Genomic DNA, 23,017 nt, shown 5'->3' on the forward strand with positions numbered 1-23,017 from the left:
GCCGCGCGCTGCCAGAATCCACGACTCAACGAACCGGAGCGCCGACATCACGAATGCACGACGTCGGGTTGCCGTTTCTGAAACCCCGGTTATGGCGGCCGCGTCAGATCGCTGCAAGCTTGTTGGAGTAGTACGGTGAAACGCCACGACGACGCCGCTCTTGTCTACTGGTCATCGCGGTAGGCATTCGTAGCTCGCGAACGCTGCCGCGGCGCCGCTCACTCAAACCATCAGTTGACCGCCGAAGCCAGCCACCACTCTGAAATCTTCTTTTCTCTCGCCTTTTCTTTAGGCCTCTATTTCCCGCCTCTTCCTTCTTCTCCTTTCTCTTCCTGTCTCGAGGGCCGGACCCTGATCGTGTGAGGATGAACGGGTGCTGCTGACGACGCTCTTCTCCCTGCCGACCACGATGGCTCTCGACGTCGACGACGAGGGCCGCATGCTGGTGCTGTACGACGGCACCGGCACCCGCCAGGTCAACGAGATCGCTCCGGACGGGACCTGGCGTGCGCTCACCGATCTCGGCGACACGTGCCGCGGCGCGCAGTTCGTTCCCGGCAGCAGCCAGGTGGTCGTCGAGCACGACACCGGCGGCGACGAACGCGGTCAGCTCTCGCTCCTCGACCTCGACGAGCCAGGCCTGCCGACACTGACCCCGCTGGTGCACGACACCGAGTACATCCACCACCTGGTCACCGCCCGGACCGGACGTGTGCTCTACACCACGAACCGCCGCAACGGCGTCGACTTCGACCTGATCACCCGCGACCTGGCCACCGGCCGCGAGACCGTGCTGTACGACGGTGGCGGCTGGGTGATGGCCGTCGACGCCTCCCCGGACGACAAGTGGGTCGTCCTCTCCAAGGCGAGCAGCCCGGCGAACTCGATGCAGCTGCTCCTGGTCGACACGTCGAGCCGGTCCGTCACCGAACTCACCGCCGCGGACGCGCACAACGACCAGGGCCCGGTCGCCTGGCTGCCGGACTCGTCAGCGTTCCTGGTGTCCAGCGACGCGGACCGCGACCGGAAGGCACTGCGCCGGTACGACCTGGCTGACGCGACGTGGAGCGACCTGCTGGTGGACGACGCCCGCGACGTCGCCGGATGGCCTTCACCCGACGGCGAGCGCCTGCTGGTCGCAGTACTGGAGGACGGAGAGGTCGCGCTGGCGCTGCACCGGCTGGAGGACGGCTCGGCGATCGCGCCGCTCGACCTGCCCGCCGGGGGCGTTGCAGCCCTGAGCTACGCGACGCCGGACCCGATCTGGTCGGCGGACGGGTCGTTCGCGGCGATCACCTACAACTCCCCGGTCACGCCGCCGACCGTGTACCGGTACGTGCCGGGCGGTGAGCTGACCGCGATGCGCCCGGTGGAGGTTCCGGCTGAGGTACAGCAACCGGAGAGCCTCCGCGTCCCGTCGTTCGACGGCGAGCAGGTGCCGGTGTTCGTGTTCCGGCCCACCGGTCCGAGCCTGGGCTCCACGGTCGTCCATGTGCACGGTGGCCCGGAAGGTGCTGCGCTGCGGGTGTGGAGCCCGATCATCTCCGCGCTGGCGGGTGAGGGCCACACGGTCGTCGTACCGAACGTCCGGGGCTCGGCCGGCTACGGCAAGCGCTGGTACTCGCTGGACGACCGCCAACTGCGGCTGGACTCGGTGAAGGACCTGGCCGCTATCAACGCGTGGCTGCCCACCATCGACGCCGACCCGCAGCGCGCGGTGCTCTGGGGCGGTTCGTACGGCGGCTACATGGTGCTGGCCGGTCTCGCGTTCCAGCCGGACCTGTGGGCGGCCGGTGTGGACATCGTCGGAATCGCTTCACTGGTGACGTTCCTGGAGAACACGTCGGACTACCGGAGGGCGATGCGGGAGCGCGAGTACGGCTACCTGGCCACGGACCGGGAGTTCCTGGAGTCGGCGAGCCCGCTCAGCCGGGTGGACGACATCCGGGCACCGCTGTTCGTCATTCACGGCGCCAACGACCCACGGGTGCCGTTGTCGGAGGCGGAGCAGATCACGGACGCTCTGACGAAGCGCGGCGTACCGTGCCAGCTGCTGGTCTACCCGGACGAGGGCCACGGCCTGGCCAAGCTCACGAACCGCCTGGACGCGTACCCGCAGGCGTTCAGCTTCCTACGAGACCATCTGGCGTGAGCGTCGCGGCGCTCGCATCGAGCCGCACCGGCAGTCCCAGCGGTACGGCGAGATTCAGCGCCTCATGCCCAATCGCAGCACCTTCCACCAGCGGTACGCCGAGAGGCTCGAGCCGCTCGCGGATGGTGTCGTCCAGCCCTTCACCGCCCTCGCTGAAGTCACCGAGGACCACACCGGTCACCTGCTCGAACCACCCGGCACGCAACAGCTGAGTGAGCAGCCGGTCCGCCTGGTACGCCTCCTCGTTGATCTCCTCGAGTACGACGACCCCGGCCGGCGGCGCGTACGTCGGCGTACCGACACTGGCCGCCAGCAACGCCAGGTTGCCGCCACGCAGCGGCCCCTCGGCCACACCACCGACAACGGTGCGTGCGCCGTGCGGAGCCAGCAGGTCCGTCACCGTCTCCGGCTCGAACAGGAGCGCCCGCAGCCGCTCCCGCCCGTCTGCGTTGTTCAGCTGCTCCACAGCGGCAGCCATCGGCCCGTGAACAGTCACCAGGCCACGTGCGTTCAACGGCTCGTGCAGCGCCGTGATGTCACTGAACCCGACGAACCACTTCGGTACGGCGACCAGCTCGTCCAGGTCGACGTACTCGAGCATCCGCTGCACGCCGTACCCGCCACGTGCGCAGAACAGTGCTGCGTACTGCGGGTCCAGCCACGCGCTCCGCAGGTCCTCGGCCCGTGCCTTGTCGTCGGCGGCCAGGTACTTGAACCGCTCGTGCCCGGCCAGCACCGACGGCATCACGTCGACCTGGAGCCCCCACGACCGCAGGTGCTCCAGACCGATCGCGAGCCGCGCAGCGTCCACCCGCCCGGATGGCGCCACCACAGCAACCCGGTCCCCGTCCCGCAGCCGCTGCGGCACCACCACGTCAGTCACCCGGCAGACGCTACCAATCCACCTGCAGCGTGCTGCTCTTGGAGACACCGTTGACGGTGACGCCGAGCTGAGCGGTACCAGGACGCAGTGCGGTCAGCTGACCGGTGGACGGGTCGTACGACGCGACGGCCCAGAACGGCGCCGTGTTCGCAGGTCCGATGTGCATCGTCCTGGTGCCCCACCAGTCGGCCGAGACCGGGAAGGACACCGGAACCCGACGGCTGTCCTGGACGACCGTGGCGGAGGCCGTCGCGGTCTGACCGCGACGGAGGGTCGCCGGTGCGGTCAGCTCCAGGGAATCGACGTGCGGGCGCAGCTCGACCTGGAACCAGGGCCGGGACGAGGAGGGACTCGAGGCCTCGATGCCGACCAGCGCCCAGCCGGTGAAGCCGCCGTCGTCCGGTGCCGCGGCCGGGCCCTTGCCCGAGTTGCCGGTCAGCGGCAGCAGCACACCATCGGTGCGGGTCGCGGCGAACGTCCCGGCATGCGCCGCCATGTAGGCCGCGCCCTTGCCGGTGGCGGCCCGGAAGTCGGCCAGCCACTTCACGACCATCGCCGCTTCCTTGCGGTCACCCAGCTGCGAGTTCTGCGTCGGCGACGGGTCGTCGATCGGGTGGTGCGCCATCACCACGACGTTGTTGATCGCCTTGTCGCGCGCCGCGTCGTCGAGTTGCTTGCGCAGGTCGAGGATCTGCTCGAACCCGCCGGCCCGCAACGATCCGAGCGACGAGTCCCGCAGTACGAACCGGGTGCCCTTGTGGTCGAACGTGCTGGTCGCGTCGCCGAAGACCTTCTTCCACTCGGACAGGTCGCCCGGCCCGTACGTCTCGTGGTTGCCCGGTACGTAGTGCAGCGGGACCTTCCCGCCGACCTCCTCGTCGATGATCTGCTTCGCCAGCGCGATGTCCGGCCCGAACGCCCGGTCGACGAAGTCGCCGTTGATCACCAGGAAGTCCGGGTGCTGCGCGAGCGCCTCGCGGATCGTCCGCCGGGCCTGCTTCACGAAGTCCGAGTTCGGGTCGTCGGCGGTGAACTGCGCGTCCGACATCACCGCGAACCGCCACCGGCCGCTCGTGGTCACGGCCCCGTCGGTCACCACCATCGGGTCGATCACCTTCGCCGGCGGCACCATCGTGACCGGCGGCGCGCTGCGGACGGTGAGGTCGTCGACGACGATCCGGCCCGAGTACTGCCGGGTCGGCGAGGTCTCCACGACGTAGATCCGCCAGAACCGCAGCGGCATCGCCAGCCCAGGCGGGATGTCCGCCTCGACGTACTTCCAGCCGGTCCAGTCGACCTTCGGGGCGAGGTTCAGCGTCTGCGGCGAGCCGCCGTTCGCGGTGTACGCGTTCGCCCGCAGCCACGCGCCGTTTCCGTCGCCGTACACCCAGGCGCCGAGCTTCTGCGGCTGGCCGGGCAGCGTCTGCTGCGGGGTCTTCGAAAGGTACGCCGCCCGCGTGGCGGTGCTGCCCGTCAGCGAGTAGTCGAGCGCGATCGCCTGTCCGCCGTCATGTCCTTCCGCGGCGGACCGCGAGGCCGTCGCGGCTCCGGCCGGTACGGCGTTCGCGGCCCACGTGGTCACGTCGTCGAGCTCGTCCACGATCGTGCTGGCCAGGCCGGACGTGACGCTGAGCTGGGTGCTCAGCGAGCCGACGGTCGCGGTCACCACGGCCGACACCGCCTCGTTGCTCAGGGCATTGACCTCGAACCCATTGCCTTTCGCAACGATCTTCACCAGCGCCGGGTCGTAGCTCAGCTTGACGTCGCGCGGCTCGATCCAGGTGGAGAACCCGTCGGCGTCGTACCCGTTGATCTCGAAGAAGCCCTTCGCGGTGGAGTCCGCGAGCGACACCTGGCGGGTCGAGGGCGCGAGGCGGGTCGGCGTACCGAGGACTGTCATCGGGAACCTTCCGTTCGCCGTACCGCGGGCGGCCGTGACGATCACGTCGCCGGCGCGGCGACCAGTCACAACACCGTGCTGGTCGACGCGGGCGTTGGTGCCGGCGTACCAGTACGGCGTACCGGTCGCGGGGGCGTACGTCTCGTCGTACCCGGTCGCGCTCAGCACCCGGGTGAGGCCGGTGAGCACGCGCGAGCTGCGGGAGATGTCGGCGTCCGGGCCTGCCGCCGACGTGCCGGTGGACTCGATGCGGAAGCCCGTGAGGTTGCCGGTGCCCTTCACCGGCAACAGGCCGAGGCCGTTCGGGACGAGCCGTTCGCCACCGTCGGACGGGTCGTTGACGACGTCGGGTCCGGCCTTGCCCGGGGTCCGGGCGAGCATCGTCGAGGAGCCACCGCCGTCCAGGTTGAGCGCGTCGTCAGCACCGAGGCTGACCATCAGCTGACCCATTTCCTTCAACGACAGGCCGCGGGATCCGGTCGCCCGGCCGTCGACGGTGAGCAGGATCATCCGGCTGCCGCCGGCGTCGAACCCGATCGCGGTCCGCGGCGCGAGGTCGGCGTCCGGCACGGTGTCCGGGACCTTGCCGTCCTTCACGAGCTGGTAGTTGCCGCTGACCCCGGCCGCGACGTCGGCGGCGTCCGGGCGCAGTCCGTACTCGACGTCGACCTTGTCGCCGACCTCGAACGCGGCGAGCGCGCCGGCGCCGGCCTCGCGGCCGATCAGCGCCTGCTCGCCGGCCGCCAGCGGAGTAGTTGCCGGAGTGGGGGCGGAGGAGACGACCACACCGTCGCGAAGGATCACCTCGCGCACGGTCGGCAGGCCGTCCACGGTCCGGGTCCGGGCCGCATCGCCCCACTCCGGGGTGTAGAGGCCGATACCGCCGCTGTTGACGGTCGGCGAGTTCAGGTTGGTGAGGTCGACCTTGGTGGCGTCGTCGTCGGTCGCCGAACCTTGCAGGAACAGCTGGGCGATCCTGCCGAGGCCGTCCTTGCCGATCACCGCGGTGTCGTTGTGGCCGGCGGCCGGGGCGTTGAGCAGCTTCCCGGACTCGACGCCGACGCCGAGCGGCGCGGTGGTGTCGTTGATGTCGAAGAAGTCGCCGTTGACGCCCGCGATCGCGCCCTTGCGGGCGAGCTGCTGGCTGAGCGGCTGGCCACCGGACACCTTGCCGGTGTTGACCAGGTCGACGGTCACGCCGCGCTTGCCGAGGTCGGCGTCGAGGATGTCGCCACGCTGCCAGCCCTTCGGGTCCAGCCGCTCGAACGAGGTGTAGTTCACGCCGGGCGCCACCGGGCTGTCCACGCGCGACGTCAGTACGCCGTTCTCGGCGATCGCCGCGTCGGCGATGCCCGTGGCGGTCGTACGACCGAACGCCGGATGGACGAGGACGCCGGCCATCAGGCCACCTACGCCGATCGCTGTGGTCAAGGTACGGATGATCGACACAGGAGCCTCCCCACGGTGGACGGACGCGGTCATCCGACGCCGCGCACGCGACCGCCCCGTGAGCCGCAGGTGTACGCCGATCAACCGACCGGTGACAAAGTAACGCCTGCGGTCACCGTGTGGAAGGTTTTCTTCTCAATCCGTCAGTTCGTGCTGACCGGGCGACCGGAGGTCTGCCAGGCGTGCATGCCGCCGTCGAGGTTGATCGCCTCGCGGCCGAGCTGGTTCAGGAACTGCGTCGCCATGCCGGATCGGCCGCCGACCGCGCAGACGCAGAGCACCTTCTGGTCCAGCGGCACCTCGCCGACCCGCTCCTGCAACTCACCGAGCGGGATGTGTGTCGCACCCTCGATGTGCCCGCGGTCCCACTCGTCCGGCTCGCGCACGTCGAGTACGAAGGCCTCCGCCAGCAGGTCGTCGTCAAGCTCGGCCACCACGACCGAAGGAATCTCCTGGTTCCGGAACATGCGCTCCAGCATGTCAGACCCGTTGCCGGGACCGAGCGGTGGCGGTGCGGTGCCGGCGTGGGAACACGGTTGCCCGGAGTGCGGATAACGCGTTGACAGGGGCGGGCGGATCTCGGACTGTGGCTCGAAGGAGGCTGCGGTGGCGCTGATTCAGGGGATCCCGGGGGAGTTCGAACCGCAACCGTGGGGTGAGGCGATCCTGCGGAGTGGCGAGCTCCTGCTGTTGCGGATCGCGCGCCGGCCGGCCGACCACGAAGTACGCCTGCCGGGCCTCGCCACCACCCCGCGGCACGTCGTCGAGGACCACACCGGCAAGGCCCTGACCTGGCGCCGGGACGGTACCGACCTCGTCGTCCGGCTGCCCGAGGCCGGTGAGCCGCCGGTCGTCCGCGTCGCGCTCCAGGGCAAGCTGCGGATCGTGCCGCAGGACACCGTCACCGCGAACGCCGACGGTGTCTGGGACCTGACCCCGACCGGTACGACGGCCCACCTCGTGGCCCGCCGCGCGGGGGACGTCGGCATCCGGTTCGTCGGCATGGTCGAGCCCGACAGCCGGCACCACATCCGCCTGGCCGGCCGGCGGTACGGCGTGACGGGACACGAACTCACCCGCACCACGATCGGCCCGTTCCCGGTGCCGGAACGCCGCGTCGTACCGCTGGGGGTACCGACCGGAGTACGACGGGTCCTCGTCGCGCCGGTCGGGACGGTCCTCGCCTCGATCCACCCCGGCCGGGACGAGGTCACCGTGGTCGTGACGAACTTCGGCCGGACGTCGGCGCGCGGCGAGGTCGCACTGCCGCTGCCACCAGGCTGCACCGCGACCGAACAAACCTGGACCTTCGACGGCCTCGACCCGGGCCGCTCGATCGGCTGGGTCACCCGCATCACCGGCCCGGCAGGCGACCGCGAACTACGCGCCCGCCTGGAAGCAGGCCGCCGCTCAGCCTCCTCGCCGTACGTCGTCCGCCTGTGACAACCCTGCCTTGTCCGTGGCGGGCAGGCGCTTGCCGAGGTTCACGAAGAAGAAGATCAGGCCGAGGGTGATCGTGACGTGGCCGAGGCCGGAGATGCCGTCGAGGGCAGCGCCGGGCTGGTGGCCGAGCACGGTCAGCGTGCCGCGGACGAGCATCAGGCCGACCGTGAGCGCGAGGCCCGCGTTGTAGACCCAGAAGAACGCGGTGAACAGTGAGCCCGCGGTCAGCGTGAACAGCTTCTCCAGCGCGAGCACGACCAGGAAGAACAGCATGCCCAACGCCAGGATGTGGGTGTGGACGACGCTGAGCTGGGAGTCGCCGGTGAAGTCGTTCGCCCTGGTGAGCTCGCGGTAGTACAGCCCGCTGATCAGGCCCAGGATCATGTACACGAGCGCAGCCACGTAGATCTTCCGCATGGGCGGAACCTACTTGAGCAGCTTCGACAGCCTTCGGTCGGCCAGCGGCTTGCCGCCGGTTTGGCAGGTGGCGCAGTACTGCAAGGAGGAGTCGGCGAAGCTGACCTCGCGGACGATGTCGCCGCAGATCGGGCACTTCTGGCCCTTGCGGCCGTGCACCCGCAGTCCGGACTTCTTCTCCGACTTCAGGTCCTGGACGGCGAGACCGGCGGAGCGGTCGACCGCGTCCTGGAGGGTTTCGCGCATCGCGTCGTACAGGGTCCGGAGCTCGTCGTCGGAGAGGTTCGAGGCCGGTTTGAACGGGCTCATCTTCGCGACGTGCAGGATCTCGTCGGAGTACGCGTTGCCGATGCCGGCGATCACGGACTGGTTCCGCAGGACGCCCTTGAGCTGGACGCGGCCGGCCTGTTTGAGGATCTCGGCGAAGTCCTCCAGGGACAGCGTGAACGGGTCCGGTCCGAGCCGCGCGATCCCCGGCACCTCGGCGACGTCACGGACGACGTACACCGCCAGCTTCTTCTGCGTCCCCGCCTCGGTCAGGTCGAACCCGGCCCCGTCGTCGAGCACCGTCCGGAGCGCGATCGGCCCCTTCCCGGGCCGGACCAGCCCGGTCGACTGCTCCTCTTTCCACCGCAACCACCCGGCGCGCGCCAGGTGAATCACCAGATGCACGCCCTGCGCCGAGATGTCCAGGAACTTCCCGTGCCGCTGTACGTCGTCGATCAACAACCCGACCATCGCCGAGATCGGCGGGTCGTACGTCTTCAGCGCACTGATCGCCGTGATGTCCGCCCGCACGAACGCATGCCCCACCGCCCGCTCACGCAAAAACCCCGCCAGCGACTCAACCTCCGGCAACTCAGGCACCCTCCTAGTGTGCCTGATGCCAGGGACAGTTCCGGAGAATCACCCATGGAAGGGGTTGCGCGGGGGCGGTAGGTTCGGGGGAAGAACGAAGGAGGCCCTGATGGGGTTTGTGAAGACGATGTTCAAGGGTGCTGTGATGGCCAAGCTGGTGCAGGTGGCGCAGCGGGAGTTGAGCAAGCCGGAGAACCAGCAGAAGATCAAGCAGGCGGTCCAGAAGGTGCAGCAGCGCCGGTCTCACTGACCAGGCTTGTGCGCCCGGAGGGTGTAGGTGGCCGCCAGACGGCGCGGATCGTCCGTCAGGCGCCACTCGCCGTCGGCGTCCTCGGTCATCAGGCCGGGGAGGCCGTTCCACGGTGCGCTGTCGTGCTCGGTGAGTGAGTCGAACACCAGACCGGCCTTCTGGACGGCCGTGATGGTCTCACCGAGCCCGTGGTTCCACTCGTGCGTGACGGTGGTGGTGAACTCGGCGTCGGTCTCGACGTACGTCCCGCCCTCGTCGAACACGATCGGCTCGGCCGTCTCGAAGTACGGGTACCGCACCTCCGCGTACGCCGTACCGGCCTCGAGCGTCCACAGCATCGGGTGCCCCTCGCGGACGAAGAGCCGCCCGCCCGGCCTCAGCAACCCGGCGACCACCGACGCCCACCGCTCGATGTCCGGCAGCCAGCACAGCGCCCCGATCCCCGTGTAGACGAAGTCGTACGACGCCGCGCCGAGCACCTCGACCGCGTCGTACACGTCAGCAACGTGGAAGTCGACCGCCAGCCCCAGCCGCTCCGCCAGTGACCGCGCCTGCTCGACAGCCGGTGCTGAGAAGTCCAGAGCACTCATCCGCGCCCCGAGCCGCGCCAGTGACACCGTGTCGGTGCCGATGTGGCACTGCAGGTGTACGCCGCGCAGCCCACTGACCTCACCGAGCCGTGGCAGGTCGAACCGCACCACCTCACTGAGGTACGACGGGTCCGCCAGGAACTGCTCCACGTGGTAGCTCGGCGAAGCCACATGCGCCGGCACCCGTTCGTCCCAGTTCGCGCGATTCACATCCCGGTAGTCGGTCACGCGTCGAACTGTCGCACACCACCCGCGGCCGGCGCCTGCGCTTTTGGTAGAGGTAACTCCACCCCCGAGGAGGATTCAGCGCGACTGCGCCCACGGCGCTGCCCTGGTGTGCTGGTGCGCATGGGCCAGGTACTGGAACGGACGCGTATTCAGGACATCGACGCGCTACGTGGATTCGCCCTGCTGGGCATCTTGATCGTCAACATCACCTTCGCCGCCTCCGGGTTCCCGATCCACCTCGCGCAGGACCCGACGTACGACTCGTGGCTCGACCACTCGGTCCACTGGGTGTCGTCGGCGTTCGTGGACATGAAGTTCTACCTGCTGTTCTCGTTCCTCTTCGGATACAGCTTCCAGCTCCAGATGGAGGCAGCGCAGCGAGCGGGCGCTGCCTTCCGGCCACGCATGCTGCGACGACTCGGCGGCCTGCTCGTGCTCGGCGTACTGCACGGCGTCTTCCTGATCACCGGCGACATCCTCAGCGTCTACGCGATCATCGGCCTGGTCCTGCTCGCCATGCGCCGGGTGAAGGACCGTACGGCGCTCATCGTCGCAGCGGGGATCTATGCGTATCTCTTCATCACCCTGGCGAGCGCGACACTCTTCCTGGACAGCTCCCAGTTCGTGGACCCCGCCACGGCAGCAGCAGCCGCACAGGAGACCACAGCCAACCTGGCCGGCTCCTTCAGCGGCGCCGTCGGCGAGCACGTCCGCGCGCTGCCGACGTACGGCCTGTCGCTGCTGACAGTGCAGGGCCCGACCACACTGGCCGCATTCCTGATCGGCATGGTGGTCGGCCGTCGCCGCCTGCTCCAGAACCTCTCTGGCAACGAGGCGGCACTGCGACTGCTCCAGTTGGTTGGCTTCACCGTCGGCATCACAGGTGGCATGTACTACGCCTCAGTCGGTGGCAACGGCCAGACCGACGCTGTCATGGTCAGCGTGCTCACCGCACCGTTCCTCACGGCCGCGTACGTCGCAACGCTGCTGCGGATCATGCACAGCAAGCGAGGTGAGGACATCCGTCAGCTGCTCGCACCGGCCGGCCAGATGGCCTTGTCGAACTACCTGGGTCAGTCAGTGGCGACCATGCTCATCTTCACGGGCGCCGGCTTCGGACTGGCCGGCCAGGTGTCGCCACTGGAGACCATGGGCTTCGCGATCGGCATCTTCGCGGTGCAGGTGTTGCTGAGCCACATCTGGTTGAACAGCTTCCGCTACGGCCCGGTCGAGGGCGCACTGCGGGCGGTCACGAACGCGACCGCCCCCAGCTGGCGGCATCAGGCCGCGTGACGGCCGTGGTGGAGCAGGCGGGCCGTGCGGATGTTGTGCACGGTTCCCGGGGTCGAAGCAGGCTTGTGGTTGAAGGGCTTGGCCGCTGCGCCGAGGGCGAGCAGGTCGAGCTTGGTCCGGGCCAGGTCGCGGTCGTCTTCGATCCAGCTGCCCTGCGGCCCGGAAGCCGGACCGGTCGAGTGGCGCCTGTTGCTGAGCTCCAGCGCCGCAATCACGGCCAGTACGAGTACTGCGAGAACGAGGTATCCGGTCATGGCAGTAATGATTCTATGTATCAGATTCTGCCACCAGTGGCGCTATTGACATAGTCCGATAAGATTCTGCCATGCTGTCGAAGATCGCGGTCGTCCTGATGGAGGACGTCGCTCTGTTCGAGTTCGGGGTCCTGGCCGAGGTCTTCGGCCTGGATCGCACCGACGACGGCGTGCCGCCGTTCGACTTCAAGGTGTGCTCGGCCACGCCGGGCGTGCCGATGGAGACGAGCACGCACTCCCAGGTGGTCGCGCCGTACGGTCTGGAGGAAATCGAGGACGCCGACCTGATCGGCATCCCGGCCACCACCTGGCGGCACGCGTACGACGAGCGGATCCTGGACGCGCTCCGGAGGGCAGAGGCCCGCGGCGCGATCCTGCTCACGGTCTGCTCGGGGGCGTTCGTCCTCGGCGCCGCCGGACTGCTCGACGGCCGGCCGTGCACCACACACTGGCGCTACATCGACAAGTTCACCGCGCAGTTCCCGACCGCGAAGATCGACCCGGACGTGCTGTTCGTCGACGACGGCAACATCATCACCAGCGCCGGTACGGCGGCCGGGATCGACGCCTGCCTGCACCTGGTCCGGCGCGAGCTCGGCAGCGCGGTCGCGACCCGGATCGCCCGCCGGATGGTGGTCCCGCCGCAGCGCGACGGCGGCCAGCGGCAGTACGTCGAGGTACCGGTGCCGGAATGCTCCGGGGAGAGCCTGCAGCCGGTGCTGAACTGGATGCTCGACAACCTCACCATCGAGCACACCGTGCCCGCGCTGGCCCGGCGCGCGCAGATGTCCGAGCGCACCTTCGCCCGCCGCTTCGTCGCCGAGACCGGTACGACGCCGCTGAAATGGGTCACCACCCAGCGCGTCCTGCGCGCCCGCACCCTCCTCGAGCAGACCCGGATGGGCATCGAGCAGATCGCCACCGAATCCGGATTCGGCACGGCGGCCCTGCTCCGGCACCACTTCCGCCGCGTCGTCGGTGTACCGCCTCAGGACTACCGCCGAACCTTCCGCACCGCCGGCTGATGTGAGGAAGGCATCAGCCCGTCGATTTGCGTAGCCACCCCGCCATCTGCCTAGGGTCACAAGGGGGTAACGGCCGACGGACACGTAGATGGAGTGGGTTTGAGGACGCCGGACCGCCCCCCGGGCAGGACCGTACGCAGGCTGAGCTGGGACGTGGTACGTGTCCTCGCGGTGTTCGCGGTGATGTTCACGCACACGACGTACATGGGCCCGTTCCTGCACCCTGAGCTCGGCGAGGCGCTCGGGCCGTACCCGTTCCAGGTCGGCGCCAGCATCCTGCTGGTGATCAGCGCGTACTTCGTCTGCGTGACCGTGCGGAAGGGTTCTACCTGGCGTTGGTTGTGGCGCCGGGCGTGCCGCGTGCTCCCGCCGTACCTGATCGCGGTGCTGTTCACGTACACCGTTCTGATCTTCCTCGCGCCCAGCAACTGGATCCTGCCGACCCGGCGGGACCTCTGGGCCAACCTGACGCTGGCCGCCTCGTTCGATCGCGGCGTGCAGCTCATCGACGGCTCGTACTGGACGCTCCCACTGCAGCTGATGGCCTTCGGCGCCGCCGCGCTGCTCTGGCCGCGCGGACTCGGTCAGCGGATCACGACGGGGCTCTGGATCATGATCCTCGCCCCAGTGGCCCTGCAATGGCACGACCGCATCGGCCAGAGCCCGCTCTGGGTGCAGCAGACCTGGAACGGTCTCGGCCTGCACAGGCTGCAGCTGTTCGCGATCGGCATCGCCATCTGGCTGTGGGCGCAGCGACGGATCGGCGTACTGCATCTCGCCGCCCTTCTCGCCGCGACCGTCTTCGCGCAGCACGCGCACACCGCGGACCTGCCGTCGTCGCTCGGCATCGGCGTACTGCTGGTGTTCGTCGCGCTCGCCGCGCGCGGCCCGGACTGGACGGTGTTCGCCCGTGTCCGGCGGCCGATCGAGTTCCTGGCGCGGATCTCGTTCGGGCTGTACCTGCTCAACCAGGTGGTCGGCTATCTGATCGCGTACCGCCTGATGGAGCTCGGTGCGGGCCGGCTGGTCCAGATCGCCGGCGCGGTGACCGGCGTGATCGGGCTCGCCTGGCTGCTGACGAAGTACGTCGAGGAGCCGTCGTACCGGGCGCTCGCCGCGCTCCGGGTCCGCGGGCTCGGGGCGCGGGCATTCGCCTGGCTGAATACTTGACATCGGATACCCGCGAGCTAATACTCGATTTCGAGTAATCGAGATCGAGGAGGCGTGATGGCCAGGCGCAAGGTGGGTAATCCGCTGGCGTTCGCCGTACTCGGAAGTCTGGGCGAGCGGCCGATGCACCCGTACGAGATCTCGACGATGCTCCGCGCCCGCGGCAAGGACCAGAGCATCAAGGTGAACTACGGCTCGCTGTACTCGGTCGTGTCGAGCCTGGAGAAGCACGGCTTCATCGAGGCGCTGGAGACCGTCCGTGAGGGCAATCGGCCGGAGCGGACCGTGTACCAGGTCACCGAGGCCGGCCGGGCCGAGTTCGACGACTGGCTGAGCGAGCTGCTCGGTACGCCGTCGCGCGAGTTCCACCCGTTGGAAGCGGGCCTCGCCTACCTTCCCGGGCTGCAACCGGACCGCGCCGTCGAGCTGCTCGAGCAGCGGCTCCAGGCGGTCGACGCGGAAATCGAGGAGCTGAACGCGGCACACGACCGGATGGCCGCGACCGAGTTCCCGCGGATCTTCTGGGTCGAGTCCGAGTTCCGGCTGGCGCTGCTGCAGGCAGAGTCGGCGTACGTGCACCAGCTCGCGGAGGACATCCGCACCGACGCGCTCGACGGCGGCGGGTTCTGGCGCAAGGCCTGGAAGCTGTACCTCGAGGAGGGCATCAGCCCGGCCGAGCAGCTGAAGGATCCGGTCAAGTACTTCGGGCAGGAGTTCGCCTGGATGCGGGCGATCCCGCCGGAAGCCAAGTAAGGACGGCCCTCGACCCACGGTGCGGCAACACCGGGGTCAAGGGCCGCAGTTCCTCGAGTCGGTCCGAAGACCTGGCACCCAAGGCGCAACCATCAGGATAGCCAGGCGACGACCGGCTCCCGTCCACCACAAGGGAGTCACCTGATGGCTACGCATGCCGTCCAAGCGGTCGACCTGGTCAAGACGTACCCGGCCGGCCGGAAGAAACCACCGCTGCGCGCCCTCGACGGGCTCACCGTCAGCGTGCCGGAAGGCGTCGTCCTCGGCCTGCTCGGGCCGAACGGCGCCGGGAAGTCCACCACCGTCAAGATCCTCACCACACTGTCCCGGGCCGACTCGGGCAGCGCACGGGTCGCCGGGTACGACGTCGTTCGTGAGCAGGACCAGGTCCGGCACGCGATCGGGTACGTCCCGCAGAAGTCCAGCTCGGACCCGATGGCGACCGGCCTGGAGAACCTCGTGCTCAGCGGGCGGATCTTCGGGCTGTCCCGGCAGGACGCGATCCACCGCGCTGAAGAGCTGCTGGGGACCTTCGGCCTTGCGGAGCACGGCGACCGTCCGGTGCGGACGTACTCGGGCGGTATGCAGCGCAAGCTCGATGTCGCGCTCGGCCTGGTCCATCGACCGAAGGTGCTGTTCCTCGACGAGCCGACCACCGGTCTCGACCCGGAGGCGCGCGCCGATCTGTGGAACGAAGTACTCCGGCTGTCCGGGCAGGAAGGCCTGACCGTCCTGCTCACCACGCACTACCTGGAGGAGGCAGACCGGCTCGCGGGTCAGCTCGCGATCGTCGACCACGGCCGGATCGTTGCCGAAGGCACCCCGGAGGCGTTGAAGGCCGAGCTGCGCGGCGACTCGGTGCAGGTCGAGCTGGTCGATCCGGACACCGACGGATCGGTCCGCGCACTGCTCCGGCAGCTGCCCGGCGTCGGCGAGATCGTTGTCGAAGGCAACACTCTGCGCGCCCGCGTCGACCGTGGCGCGACCGCCGTACCCGCGGTGCTCGGTGTCCTCGAGGACAAGGCGATTCCGGTGGTCGCGGTCACGGTGTCGCGGCCGTCGCTGGACGACGTGTACCTGCAGCACACCGGCCGCTCGTTCCGCGTGGCAGAGGAGGCGGCGGCATGATTGCGCACACGGGACTCATCCTCGGGCGGTGGACGCGGGCGTCGTACCGGCAGCCGGCGTTGATCGCGTTCACGTTGGTGCAGCCGGCGATCTGGCTGCTGTTGTTCGGGCAGCTGTTCCAGGGCGTCGTACGGATCCCGGGGTTCGGCGACTCGTCGTACATCGCGTTCCTGACGCCCGGGATCGTGATGATGACGGCGCTGATGACGAGCGGGTGGAGCGGTACGTCGTTCGTCCAGGACATGGAGCGCGGCGTGATGGACCGGATGCTCGCGTCACCGGTGAGCCGCGGCGGGTTGATGGCGGGACAGCTGCTCAGCAACGCCACGACCACCTTGATCCAGACGATCCTGGTGTTCGCGATCGGCTTCGCGGCGGGGGCGCGGTACGACGGCGGGATCGGCGGCTACGTGGTCACGGTCGTCGCGTCGGTGCTGGTCGGTCTGGCGTTCGGCTCGCTGTCGAACGCGGTCGCGCTGCTCACCCGTCAGCAGGACGCGCTGATCGGCATCTCGCAGTTTGTCTCGCTGCCGTTGACGTTCATGTCGTCGATCATGATCGACCCGACGGTGGCACCGCACTGGGTGACCGTCGCGGCGCGCTTCAATCCGGTCGACTGGGCCACCATCGCCGCCCGCCAGGCCCTGGCCGGATCGCCCGACTGGTCGTCGGTCTGGCGGCACTGTGCCTATCTGCTGGCCTTCACGCTGATCGTCGGCTGGCTGTCCACCCGGGCCTTCCGCACCTACCAGCGCTCAGTGTGAGGCGTCCCGGCCCGTCCACCTTCAGCCTTCCTTCCTTCAAGCTCAGTGGACGGTGGCTTCGGCGTACCAGGGCTTGATGATGTTGTCGATCAGCGCGAGACGTTCGTCGAAGGGGACGAAGGCGGACTTCATCGCGTTGATCGCGAACCAGCGGAAGTCGTCGAGGCCGTAGTCGAACGCCTCGGCGAGCAGGGCGAGTTCGCGGCTCATCGACGTACCGCTCATCAACCGGTTGTCGGTGTTGACGGTGACCCGGAAGCGGAGCTTGGCGAGCAGGCCGATCGGGTGGTCGGCGATCGACTCGGCCGCGCCGGTCTGCAGGTTCGAGCTCGGGCACATCTCCAGCGGGATCCGGCGGTCCCGGACGTACGCCGCCAGCCGCCCGAGCTCGACCTTGTCACCGTCGTGGCTGATGTCGTCGATGATGCGGACGCCGTGCCCGAGGCGGTCCGCGCCGCACCACTGGATCGCCTGCCAGATCGACGGCAGGCCGAACGCCTCGCCGGCGTGGATGGTGAAGTGCGCGTTCTCGCGCTGCAGGTACTCGAACGCGTCCAGGTGCCGGGTGGGCGGGAAGCCCGCCTCGGCGCCGGCGATGTCGAACCCGACCACGCCGGCGTCGCGGTACGTGACCGCCAGCTCGGCGATCTCCATCGACCGCGCCTTGTGCCGCATCGCGGTCAGCAACTGCCGCGCCACGATCGGTCGCTCAGCCACGGACATGCCGTGCTCGAACCCTTCCCGCACCGCGTCGACGACCTGCTCGAGCGTGAGCCCCCGGGTCAGGTGCTGCTCGGGGGCGTACCGCACCTCGGCGTACACCACACCGTCCGCCGCCAGATCCTGCACACACTCACTGGCCACCCGCGTGATCGCCTCGGCCGTCTGCATCACCGCGACCGTGTGATCGAACGTCTCCAGATACCGCTCCAACGACCCCGAATCCGCCGACTCCACGAACCAGGCCCCCAACTCGGCCGCATCACTCCGAGGCAACGCATGCCCGATCTCCCCCGCCAACTCCACCACAGTCCCCGGCCGCAACCCACCATCCAGATGGTCGTGCAACAAGACCTTGGGGGCTGCGGTGAGCTGCTCAGGGGTGATCATGCCGCCATCTTCCCAGCCGCACCGAAAATCTGCCCCGATCTGCCCCGAGATGCCCCACAAAGGCCTTCGTGTCGCGCGCGCCGCATCCACAAACCTGGCCGTATGAACAACGAGACACCACGCTTCGAGAGCGCACCCGCGAAGTCCTCGCTGCCGACCTGGTACCCCGACCTCCTGGACCGAGTCTCCGCGCACGTCGTCACCGGTCACCGACGCGCAGTAGCGGCAGCGAACCAGGAGATGCTGACGAGCTACTGGTCGATCGGAAAGGAGATCCTCGATCGACAGCACGAGGAAGGCTGGGGAACCCGAGTCGTCGACCGCCTCTCCACCGACCTCAAGTCCCGCTTCCCAACCACCACCGGCTACTCCCCCCGCAACCTCAAGTACATGCGCGCATTCGCCGCCGCCTGGCCGAAGGAGACAATTGTGCAAGCGCCGCTTGCACAATTGCCGTGGTACCACCACCTCGCCTTGCTGACGAAAGTCGACACAGCCGAGCTGCGCTCGTGGTACGCGGCCGCCGCGGTCGACCGCGGGTGGAGCCGAGACGTGCTTGCCCTGCACATCGAGAGCCGCTTCCACGAGCGTTCCGGCAAGGCGGTGACCAACTTCGCCACCGCGATGCCACCGGAGCAGTCAGATCTCGCTCAACAGGCCACCCGCGATCCGTACCTGTTCGACTTTCTCGGTACGACGGACGGTTGGAGGGAGCGCGAGCTGGAGCAGAAGCTGGTTGAGCATGTTGGGAAGTTTTTGCTGGAGCTCGGTCAGGGGTTTGCCTTTGTCGGGCAGCAGGTTCGGCTCGAGCTGGACGGTGAGGAGTTCTTCTGCGACTTGCTCTTCTATCACCTGGAGCTGCGGTGCTACGTGGTGATCGAGTTGAAGGCTGTGAAGTTCGACGCCTCGTTCCTCGGGCAGCTCGGGCTGTACATGGCAGTGGTCGACGACGTGCTCGCGAAGGACGGTGACAAGCCGACGATCGGTCTCCTCCTCTGCCGCAACAAGAACCGAGTCGTCGCGGAGTACGCGCTGAAGGGGTTCAAGGCGCCGATCGGCGTTGCGGAGTGGACGAGCGCGATCACCAGCTCACTGCCCGACGAGTTCCGGTCCGCGCTGCCGAGCGTTGCCGAGTTGGAGGCCGAACTGACCTCCGCGGCAGACGAAGACCTGCAGCCATAGTGCCATCCGGCAAACGTTCAAGACTTCTGTCGGTGGGGGGTGCCATGGTGTGGTGATGGTGAGTCGGTTGCGTGAGCGGCCTGAGTGGCAGTTCTTCGGTGTGCTGTCGCGGGCGGATCCGGGGCTGGCCGCGGCCTGGTGGGTGCTGCTGCTGGCGCGGGGTGCGCTGCCCGCGGTGTTCGCGATCGCGATGGGGTGGTTGGTCGGCGCGGTGCAGGACGGGGACCCGTTGGCCGCGCCGTTGAGCTTGATGGGTACGACGTTCGTGCTGCTGCAGGTGCTCACACCGGTGCATCAGGCCGTCAGCGCCAACCTCGGGAGTCGCGTATCGGCGTACCTGAACGACACGCTCGCGAAGGCCTGCGTCGGGCCGCCGGGGATCGGTCATCTCGAGGATCCCGGCCTGAGCGAGGACCTGACCGTCGCGCGGGAGTTCGACCGCGGACAGACCGGGCCGCCGATGTACATGAACGTCGACTTCGTCGCGGGCAGCCTGGTCGAACTGGTCGGCGGGATCGCGTCCGCGGTCGTGCTGTTCGGCTTCAACTGGTGGGCGCCGTTGGTCCTCGTCGCGGCTTGGTCGTCGACGCATTGGCTGCTCCGCGAGAGCGGCGTCTGGAAGGACCGCAACACGGCCGAGGTCCGCTCGGCGCAGCGCCACGCGAACTACGCCTACGAGCTCGCCGTCGAGCCCGAGCCAGCCAAGGAGCTGCGACTGTTCGGCCTCGCCGACTGGACGGTACGGCGTTTCACCGAGCGACGTCGACGGCTCTTCGAGCTGCAGCACGCCGCGACGCGATTGCGGGAACGCCCAATGATCTGGAGTCTGCTGATCATTGCGGTGGCCAACGGTCTCGTGTTCGGGGCGCTCGGTACGGCGGCGATCGACGGCCGGCTGCCGCTCGACCGGTTGGTCGTCTTCGCCCAGGTCGCGATCGGGGTCGGGATGATCGCGTTCGGCGGGTTGAACTGGGCCCTCGACGGTGCGGCCGCGCCGGTGGCCGCCGTACGACGGCTGGAACCGGCGATGGCGCCGGCCGGTGCGCTGACGTCCGGATCCGTCGAGCCGGCGGCTCGCGGTGCGGCCCAGGTCGAGATCCGCGGGTTGAGCTTCAGTTATCCACAGGCTGACCGACCGGTCTTCGACGGATTGGACTTGACGATCCCGGCCGGTTCGTCGCTGGCGGTGGTCGGTCAGAACGGTGCTGGCAAGACCACCCTGGCGAAGCTGCTCTGCCGGCTGTACGACGCCGACGCAGGCACGATCCGGATCGACGGCACCGACCTGCGGGACCTCGACATCGACGCCTGGCGGACCAGGGTCGCCGCCGTCTTCCAAGACTTCCTGAAGCTCGAGTTACCGCTGCGGGACAACGTCGCCCCGGCCGGCGCTCCGGACGCGGACATCCGGGCGGCTCTCGTGGACGCCGGCGCCGCGGATCTGGCCGAGCTCGACACCCGCTTGGCGACCGGGTACGGCGACGGCACCGACCTGTCCGGCGGTCAATGGCAGCGGGTCGCCCTGGCGCGCGCCCTGTGCGCGGTCCGCCAGGGCGCCGGGCTGGTCCTGCTCGACGAGCCGACGGCCCAGCTGGACGTTCGCGGTGAGGCGGCGATCTTCGACCGGATCCTGACCGCGACCCGGGATGTCACCACGATCCTCATTTCGCACCGGTTCTCCACGGTCCGGCACGCCGACCGGATCTGCGTCCTCGAGCACGGTCATGTCGTCGAGCTCGGCAGCCACGACGAGCTGATGGCCCTCGGCGGGCGGTACCGGACGATGTTCGAGCTGCAGGCCAAACGCTTCACGGCGGAGGTCGACGAGGAAGGGCTGAGCTATGACACGCTCTGACGACCTGCCGCGGGCGATCCCCGCGATGTGGCGGCTCTGCAAGCTCGGCTACCAGCACGAGCCGTGGTTGCTCGTCGCGGCGTTCGTGATGACATTGCTCGCCGCCGTACCGGACGCGTTGCTCGCGCTGTGGCTCAAGATCCTCGCGGACGGAGTACTGGACGGCGACCGTCGATCCACCCTGCTGGCCGCGGGCGGACTGGCGTTGTCGGTGACGGCGACGTGGTTCCTGCGGACGGTGTCGACGCGGATCTCGCGGCGGTTCCGGGACCGCGTGACGATCATGCTCGAAGCACATGTAGCCCAGCTGCAGGCATCGGTTGCCACCGTCGAGCACCACGAGCGCCGCGACTATCTGGACCGCCTGTCGGTGCTGCGCAAGCAGGTGTTCGTGCTCGACCACATGTACATGTCGTTGTTCTCCACGTGCGGCTGGATCCTGCGGCTCGCTGTGACGGTCGCGCTGCTGATGTCGATCCATCCCGCGCTGGCGCTCCTGCTGGTCTTCGCACTCCCGACAGTCGTCAGCTCCAGTTGGCGGCCGGGCGTCGAGCGCCAGGTGGAGGAGCAGTACGCCGCTCACAGCCGGCTGGCCGAGCACTTGTTCAAGACCGCGACAACAGCCGCGCCGGGCAAGGAGATTCGGGTGATCGGCATCGGACCCGAGCTCGTCACGGGTCGTCGCCGCGAGTGGGAGCAGTGGTACCGGCCGATCGCCTCCGCGCGATGGACCAGTGCTGCGTGGCACGGGATCGCCTGGGCGGTGTTCGGCGGGGCGTACGTCGGCGCGGTGCTGTTCGTTGCTTCAGGGCTGAACGGTTCGGTGGGCGACGTGTTGCTGATCCTCGCGGCCGGTGCGCGTTTGTCGGCGTACATCGGGGCGACCGTCGGCGAGATCGGGTTCCTGCGCGGGATCTGGCTGGACGGGTCGCGGCGGCTGGTCTGGCTGGAGAACTACGCGGCAAAGTTCGACCAGACCGCGGACCTGCCCGCGCCCGAACAGCTCGTCGACGGCATCCGGTTGGAGGACGTGACGTTCGCGTACGCCGGTGCGTCTCGGCCCGCTCTGGAGAACGTCGACCTGCTCCTGCCGGCGGGCAAGGTGGTCGCGGTCGTCGGCGAGAACGGCGCGGGCAAGTCCACGCTGGTGAAGCTGATCTGCAAGCTGTACGAGCCGACCGGTGGGCGGGTGCTGCTGGACGACCGGCCGCTGGACCGGATTCCGGCCGAGGCGTGGCGATCGAAGATCGCGGGCGCGTTCCAGGACTTCTTCCGGTTCGAGTTCCGCGCGGCGCACAGCGTCGGGCTCGGGGACCTTCCGCGACTGGACGACGTACCTGCGGTCACCACCGCCGTCGGCCGCGCCGGGGCCGAGGACGTCCTGGAGCGACTGGAATCCGGGCTGGACACGCAGCTCGGCTCGACCTGGCCGGACGGGGCGGAGATCAGCTTCGGGCAGTGGCAGAAGCTCGCGCTGGCCCGGGGATTCATGCGCGACCGGCCGCTGCTGCTGGTGCTCGACGAGCCGACCGCCGCACTGGACGCCGAGACCGAGCACGCCCTCTTCGAGCGGTACGCCGCGGCGGCCCGCGACCGAGCCGACGGCCGGATCACGATCCTGGTGTCGCACCGGTTCTCGACGGTACGGATGGCCGACCTGATCGTCGTACTCGACGGCGCCCATGTCGTCGAGACCGGGACACACGACGACCTGATGGCTCGCGACGGTCACTACGCCGAGCTGTACCGAATCCAGGCGGCGGCTTATCACTAGCTGATCTTGAAGACCGGCACGCCCGGCGCGATGTGGCGGAGGACCTCGTCGGGGGAGTCCTTCGAGACGTCGCCGCCGAAGAACGCGCCGACCTCCCAGGCCCACTTCTTCAGGTACAGGCGGAGCGCGGGGATCTTGTCGGCGTCGGCCAACTCCTCGGCGTGGAACGTGTCCACCTTGCTCCCGAGCTGCAGCCGGCCGGTGCCGCTGGCGCGCAGGTTCTTCACCCACTGGGTGTGGCCGCGCGGGGCGACCAGGTAGCGCTGACCGTCGATCACCAGGAGGTTGACCGGCGTACTGCGCCACTCGCCGGACTTGCGGCCCTGCACCGAGAGCACCCGGCTGCCCATCAGGCTCAGACCGAGCTTCGTCAGCCGGGCGACGACCTTGTTGAAGACCCGCATGCTGCCCTCGTTGGAGGTGATCACGCGCTTGCTGTCGTAGGTCTGGCGGTACTCGGTCATGGCGGGTTCCTTCGCGGTGAGCGAGAGCGGTGCTCTCTGTTGTGATCAGTGAACCTGAGATCGCTGCTCATTGTC

At 68.7% G+C, this 23,017-nt stretch carries 21 protein-coding genes; 12 read left to right on the forward strand and 9 right to left on the reverse strand.

The features are described 5' to 3' along the window. Nucleotides 1-373 precede the first annotated feature (373 nt). On the forward strand, nt 374-2,152 hold the full coding sequence (locus tag BJY22_RS05035; protein WP_337758205.1) for a S9 family peptidase: 1,779 nt from the start codon (nt 374-376) through the stop codon (nt 2,150-2,152). Here the strand turns inward: BJY22_RS05035 and BJY22_RS05040 are convergent. The 3 genes from BJY22_RS05040 to BJY22_RS05050 all read right to left on the reverse strand — a co-directional run bounded on the left by BJY22_RS05040 (nt 2,124) and on the right by BJY22_RS05050 (nt 6,851). Further along, a complete protein-coding gene (locus tag BJY22_RS05040) occupies nt 2,124-3,035 on the reverse strand; it encodes an LD-carboxypeptidase (protein ID WP_167203990.1) in 912 nt (303 codons plus the stop codon). The genes BJY22_RS05035 and BJY22_RS05040 overlap by 29 nt on opposite strands. 10 nt (nt 3,036-3,045) lie before the next feature. Continuing rightward, entirely contained in the window at nt 3,046-6,384 is a 3,339-nt protein-coding gene (locus BJY22_RS05045) for a phosphodiester glycosidase family protein (protein WP_337758206.1), read from the reverse strand. A gap of 143 nt (nt 6,385-6,527) precedes the next feature. Continuing rightward, nucleotides 6,528-6,851, reverse strand: coding sequence for a rhodanese-like domain-containing protein (locus BJY22_RS05050; RefSeq protein ID WP_133783548.1), 324 nt, complete (start codon nt 6,849-6,851; stop codon nt 6,528-6,530). Nucleotides 6,852-6,990: 139 nt separating this feature from the next. Here BJY22_RS05050 and BJY22_RS05055 point away from each other — a divergent pair, with 139 nt between their 5' ends. Further along, on the forward strand, nt 6,991-7,827 hold the full coding sequence (locus tag BJY22_RS05055) for a hypothetical protein (protein ID WP_167203992.1): 837 nt from the start codon (nt 6,991-6,993) through the stop codon (nt 7,825-7,827). On the opposite strand, the gene BJY22_RS05060 is transcribed toward BJY22_RS05055, so the two are convergent. Both BJY22_RS05060 and BJY22_RS05065 read right to left on the reverse strand, forming a co-directional pair. Next, nucleotides 7,795-8,244: a DUF2871 domain-containing protein gene (locus tag BJY22_RS05060; RefSeq protein ID WP_167203993.1), complete on the reverse strand. Its 450-nt coding sequence runs from the start codon at nt 8,242-8,244 to the stop codon at nt 7,795-7,797. The genes BJY22_RS05055 and BJY22_RS05060 overlap by 33 nt on opposite strands. A gap of 9 nt (nt 8,245-8,253) precedes the next feature. Next, a complete protein-coding gene (locus tag BJY22_RS05065; protein WP_167203994.1) occupies nt 8,254-9,111 on the reverse strand; it encodes a DNA-formamidopyrimidine glycosylase family protein in 858 nt (285 codons plus the stop codon). 100 nt (nt 9,112-9,211) lie between these two features. Here BJY22_RS05065 and BJY22_RS05070 point away from each other — a divergent pair, with 100 nt between their 5' ends. Further along, nucleotides 9,212-9,352: a hypothetical protein gene (locus BJY22_RS05070; protein WP_167203995.1), complete on the forward strand. Its 141-nt coding sequence runs from the start codon at nt 9,212-9,214 to the stop codon at nt 9,350-9,352. Here the strand turns inward: BJY22_RS05070 and BJY22_RS05075 are convergent. After that, the gene (locus tag BJY22_RS05075; protein WP_167203996.1) at nt 9,346-10,170 is read right to left on the reverse strand and encodes a methyltransferase domain-containing protein; all 825 of its coding nucleotides are present in this window, start codon (nt 10,168-10,170) and stop codon (nt 9,346-9,348) included. The two genes, BJY22_RS05070 and BJY22_RS05075, sit on opposite strands and share 7 nt — an antisense overlap. A 120-nt stretch (nt 10,171-10,290) precedes the next feature. Between BJY22_RS05075 and BJY22_RS05080 the strand changes: the two genes are divergently transcribed. Continuing rightward, nucleotides 10,291-11,463: a DUF418 domain-containing protein gene (locus BJY22_RS05080; protein ID WP_167203997.1), complete on the forward strand. Its 1,173-nt coding sequence runs from the start codon at nt 10,291-10,293 to the stop codon at nt 11,461-11,463. On the opposite strand, the gene BJY22_RS05085 is transcribed toward BJY22_RS05080, so the two are convergent. After that, nucleotides 11,451-11,717 (reverse strand): hypothetical protein, encoded by a 267-nt coding sequence (locus tag BJY22_RS05085; RefSeq protein WP_167203998.1) that lies wholly within the window; start codon nt 11,715-11,717, stop codon nt 11,451-11,453. The two genes, BJY22_RS05080 and BJY22_RS05085, sit on opposite strands and share 13 nt — an antisense overlap. 71 nt (nt 11,718-11,788) lie before the next feature. On the opposite strand from BJY22_RS05085, the gene BJY22_RS05090 reads away from it, so the two are divergent. From BJY22_RS05090 to BJY22_RS05110, 5 genes are all read left to right on the forward strand, one after another. Next, nucleotides 11,789-12,742 carry a GlxA family transcriptional regulator gene (locus BJY22_RS05090; RefSeq protein WP_167203999.1) on the forward strand — a complete coding sequence of 318 codons (954 nt, stop codon included), beginning with the start codon at nt 11,789-11,791 and terminating at the stop codon, nt 12,740-12,742. 153 nt (nt 12,743-12,895) lie between these two features. Then, a complete protein-coding gene (locus BJY22_RS05095; protein ID WP_167204000.1) occupies nt 12,896-13,912 on the forward strand; it encodes an acyltransferase family protein in 1,017 nt (338 codons plus the stop codon). 57 nt (nt 13,913-13,969) lie between these two features. Further along, on the forward strand, nt 13,970-14,665 hold the full coding sequence (locus BJY22_RS05100) for a PadR family transcriptional regulator (protein ID WP_167204001.1): 696 nt from the start codon (nt 13,970-13,972) through the stop codon (nt 14,663-14,665). 144 nt (nt 14,666-14,809) lie between these two features. Then, nucleotides 14,810-15,793 carry an ATP-binding cassette domain-containing protein gene (locus BJY22_RS05105; protein WP_167204002.1) on the forward strand — a complete coding sequence of 328 codons (984 nt, stop codon included), beginning with the start codon at nt 14,810-14,812 and terminating at the stop codon, nt 15,791-15,793. Beyond that, nucleotides 15,790-16,557: an ABC transporter permease gene (locus BJY22_RS05110; RefSeq protein ID WP_167204003.1), complete on the forward strand. Its 768-nt coding sequence runs from the start codon at nt 15,790-15,792 to the stop codon at nt 16,555-16,557. Before BJY22_RS05105 ends, BJY22_RS05110 begins: the two co-directional genes overlap by 4 nt. A 42-nt stretch (nt 16,558-16,599) precedes the next feature. On the opposite strand, the gene BJY22_RS05115 is transcribed toward BJY22_RS05110, so the two are convergent. Next, complete coding sequence (locus BJY22_RS05115) at nt 16,600-17,667, reverse strand: adenosine deaminase (protein WP_167204004.1); 1,068 nt, start codon at nt 17,665-17,667, stop codon at nt 16,600-16,602. A 102-nt stretch (nt 17,668-17,769) separates the two neighbouring features. On the opposite strand from BJY22_RS05115, the gene BJY22_RS05120 reads away from it, so the two are divergent. Genes BJY22_RS05120 through BJY22_RS05130 form a run of 3 tightly spaced genes read left to right on the forward strand, consistent with a single transcriptional unit; the run spans nt 17,770 to nt 22,478 of the window. Continuing rightward, a complete protein-coding gene (locus BJY22_RS05120) occupies nt 17,770-18,849 on the forward strand; it encodes a PDDEXK nuclease domain-containing protein (RefSeq protein WP_167204005.1) in 1,080 nt (359 codons plus the stop codon). Nucleotides 18,850-18,904: 55 nt separating this feature from the next. Further along, nucleotides 18,905-20,704 (forward strand): ABC transporter ATP-binding protein, encoded by a 1,800-nt coding sequence (locus BJY22_RS05125; RefSeq protein WP_167204006.1) that lies wholly within the window; start codon nt 18,905-18,907, stop codon nt 20,702-20,704. Continuing rightward, nucleotides 20,691-22,478: an ABC transporter ATP-binding protein gene (locus BJY22_RS05130; protein ID WP_167204007.1), complete on the forward strand. Its 1,788-nt coding sequence runs from the start codon at nt 20,691-20,693 to the stop codon at nt 22,476-22,478. The genes BJY22_RS05125 and BJY22_RS05130 overlap by 14 nt, the downstream gene beginning before the upstream one ends. Here BJY22_RS05130 and BJY22_RS05135 read toward each other — a convergent pair. Next, nucleotides 22,475-22,942, reverse strand: a complete 468-nt coding sequence (locus BJY22_RS05135) for a nitroreductase family deazaflavin-dependent oxidoreductase (RefSeq protein ID WP_167204008.1) — start codon at nt 22,940-22,942, stop codon at nt 22,475-22,477. The genes BJY22_RS05130 and BJY22_RS05135 overlap by 4 nt on opposite strands. Between the last annotated feature and the right edge of the window lie 75 nt (nt 22,943-23,017).

Source organism: Kribbella shirazensis (assembly GCF_011761605.1).
GTDB classification, from domain to species: domain Bacteria; phylum Actinomycetota; class Actinomycetes; order Propionibacteriales; family Kribbellaceae; genus Kribbella; species Kribbella shirazensis.

Excerpts from the sequence above, each read along its gene's own strand:
- BJY22_RS05050 (WP_133783548.1), bottom strand. The coding sequence starts at position 6,851 with ATGTTCCGGAACCAGGAGATTCCTTCGGTCGTGGTGGCCGAGCTTGAC.
- BJY22_RS05060 (WP_167203993.1), bottom strand. The coding sequence starts at position 8,244 with ATGCGGAAGATCTACGTGGCTGCGCTCGTGTACATGATCCTGGGCCTG.
- BJY22_RS05070 (WP_167203995.1), top strand. The coding sequence starts at position 9,212 with ATGGGGTTTGTGAAGACGATGTTCAAGGGTGCTGTGATGGCCAAGCTG.
- BJY22_RS05080 (WP_167203997.1), top strand. The coding sequence starts at position 10,291 with ATGGGCCAGGTACTGGAACGGACGCGTATTCAGGACATCGACGCGCTA.
- BJY22_RS05085 (WP_167203998.1), bottom strand. The coding sequence starts at position 11,717 with ATGACCGGATACCTCGTTCTCGCAGTACTCGTACTGGCCGTGATTGCG.
- BJY22_RS05090 (WP_167203999.1), top strand. The coding sequence starts at position 11,789 with ATGCTGTCGAAGATCGCGGTCGTCCTGATGGAGGACGTCGCTCTGTTC.
- BJY22_RS05100 (WP_167204001.1), top strand. The coding sequence starts at position 13,970 with ATGGCCAGGCGCAAGGTGGGTAATCCGCTGGCGTTCGCCGTACTCGGA.
- BJY22_RS05105 (WP_167204002.1), top strand. The coding sequence starts at position 14,810 with ATGGCTACGCATGCCGTCCAAGCGGTCGACCTGGTCAAGACGTACCCG.
- BJY22_RS05110 (WP_167204003.1), top strand. The coding sequence starts at position 15,790 with ATGATTGCGCACACGGGACTCATCCTCGGGCGGTGGACGCGGGCGTCG.
- BJY22_RS05115 (WP_167204004.1), bottom strand. The coding sequence starts at position 17,667 with ATGATCACCCCTGAGCAGCTCACCGCAGCCCCCAAGGTCTTGTTGCAC.
- BJY22_RS05120 (WP_167204005.1), top strand. The coding sequence starts at position 17,770 with ATGAACAACGAGACACCACGCTTCGAGAGCGCACCCGCGAAGTCCTCG.
- BJY22_RS05125 (WP_167204006.1), top strand. The coding sequence starts at position 18,905 with ATGGTGAGTCGGTTGCGTGAGCGGCCTGAGTGGCAGTTCTTCGGTGTG.
- BJY22_RS05130 (WP_167204007.1), top strand. The coding sequence starts at position 20,691 with ATGACACGCTCTGACGACCTGCCGCGGGCGATCCCCGCGATGTGGCGG.
- BJY22_RS05135 (WP_167204008.1), bottom strand. The coding sequence starts at position 22,942 with ATGACCGAGTACCGCCAGACCTACGACAGCAAGCGCGTGATCACCTCC.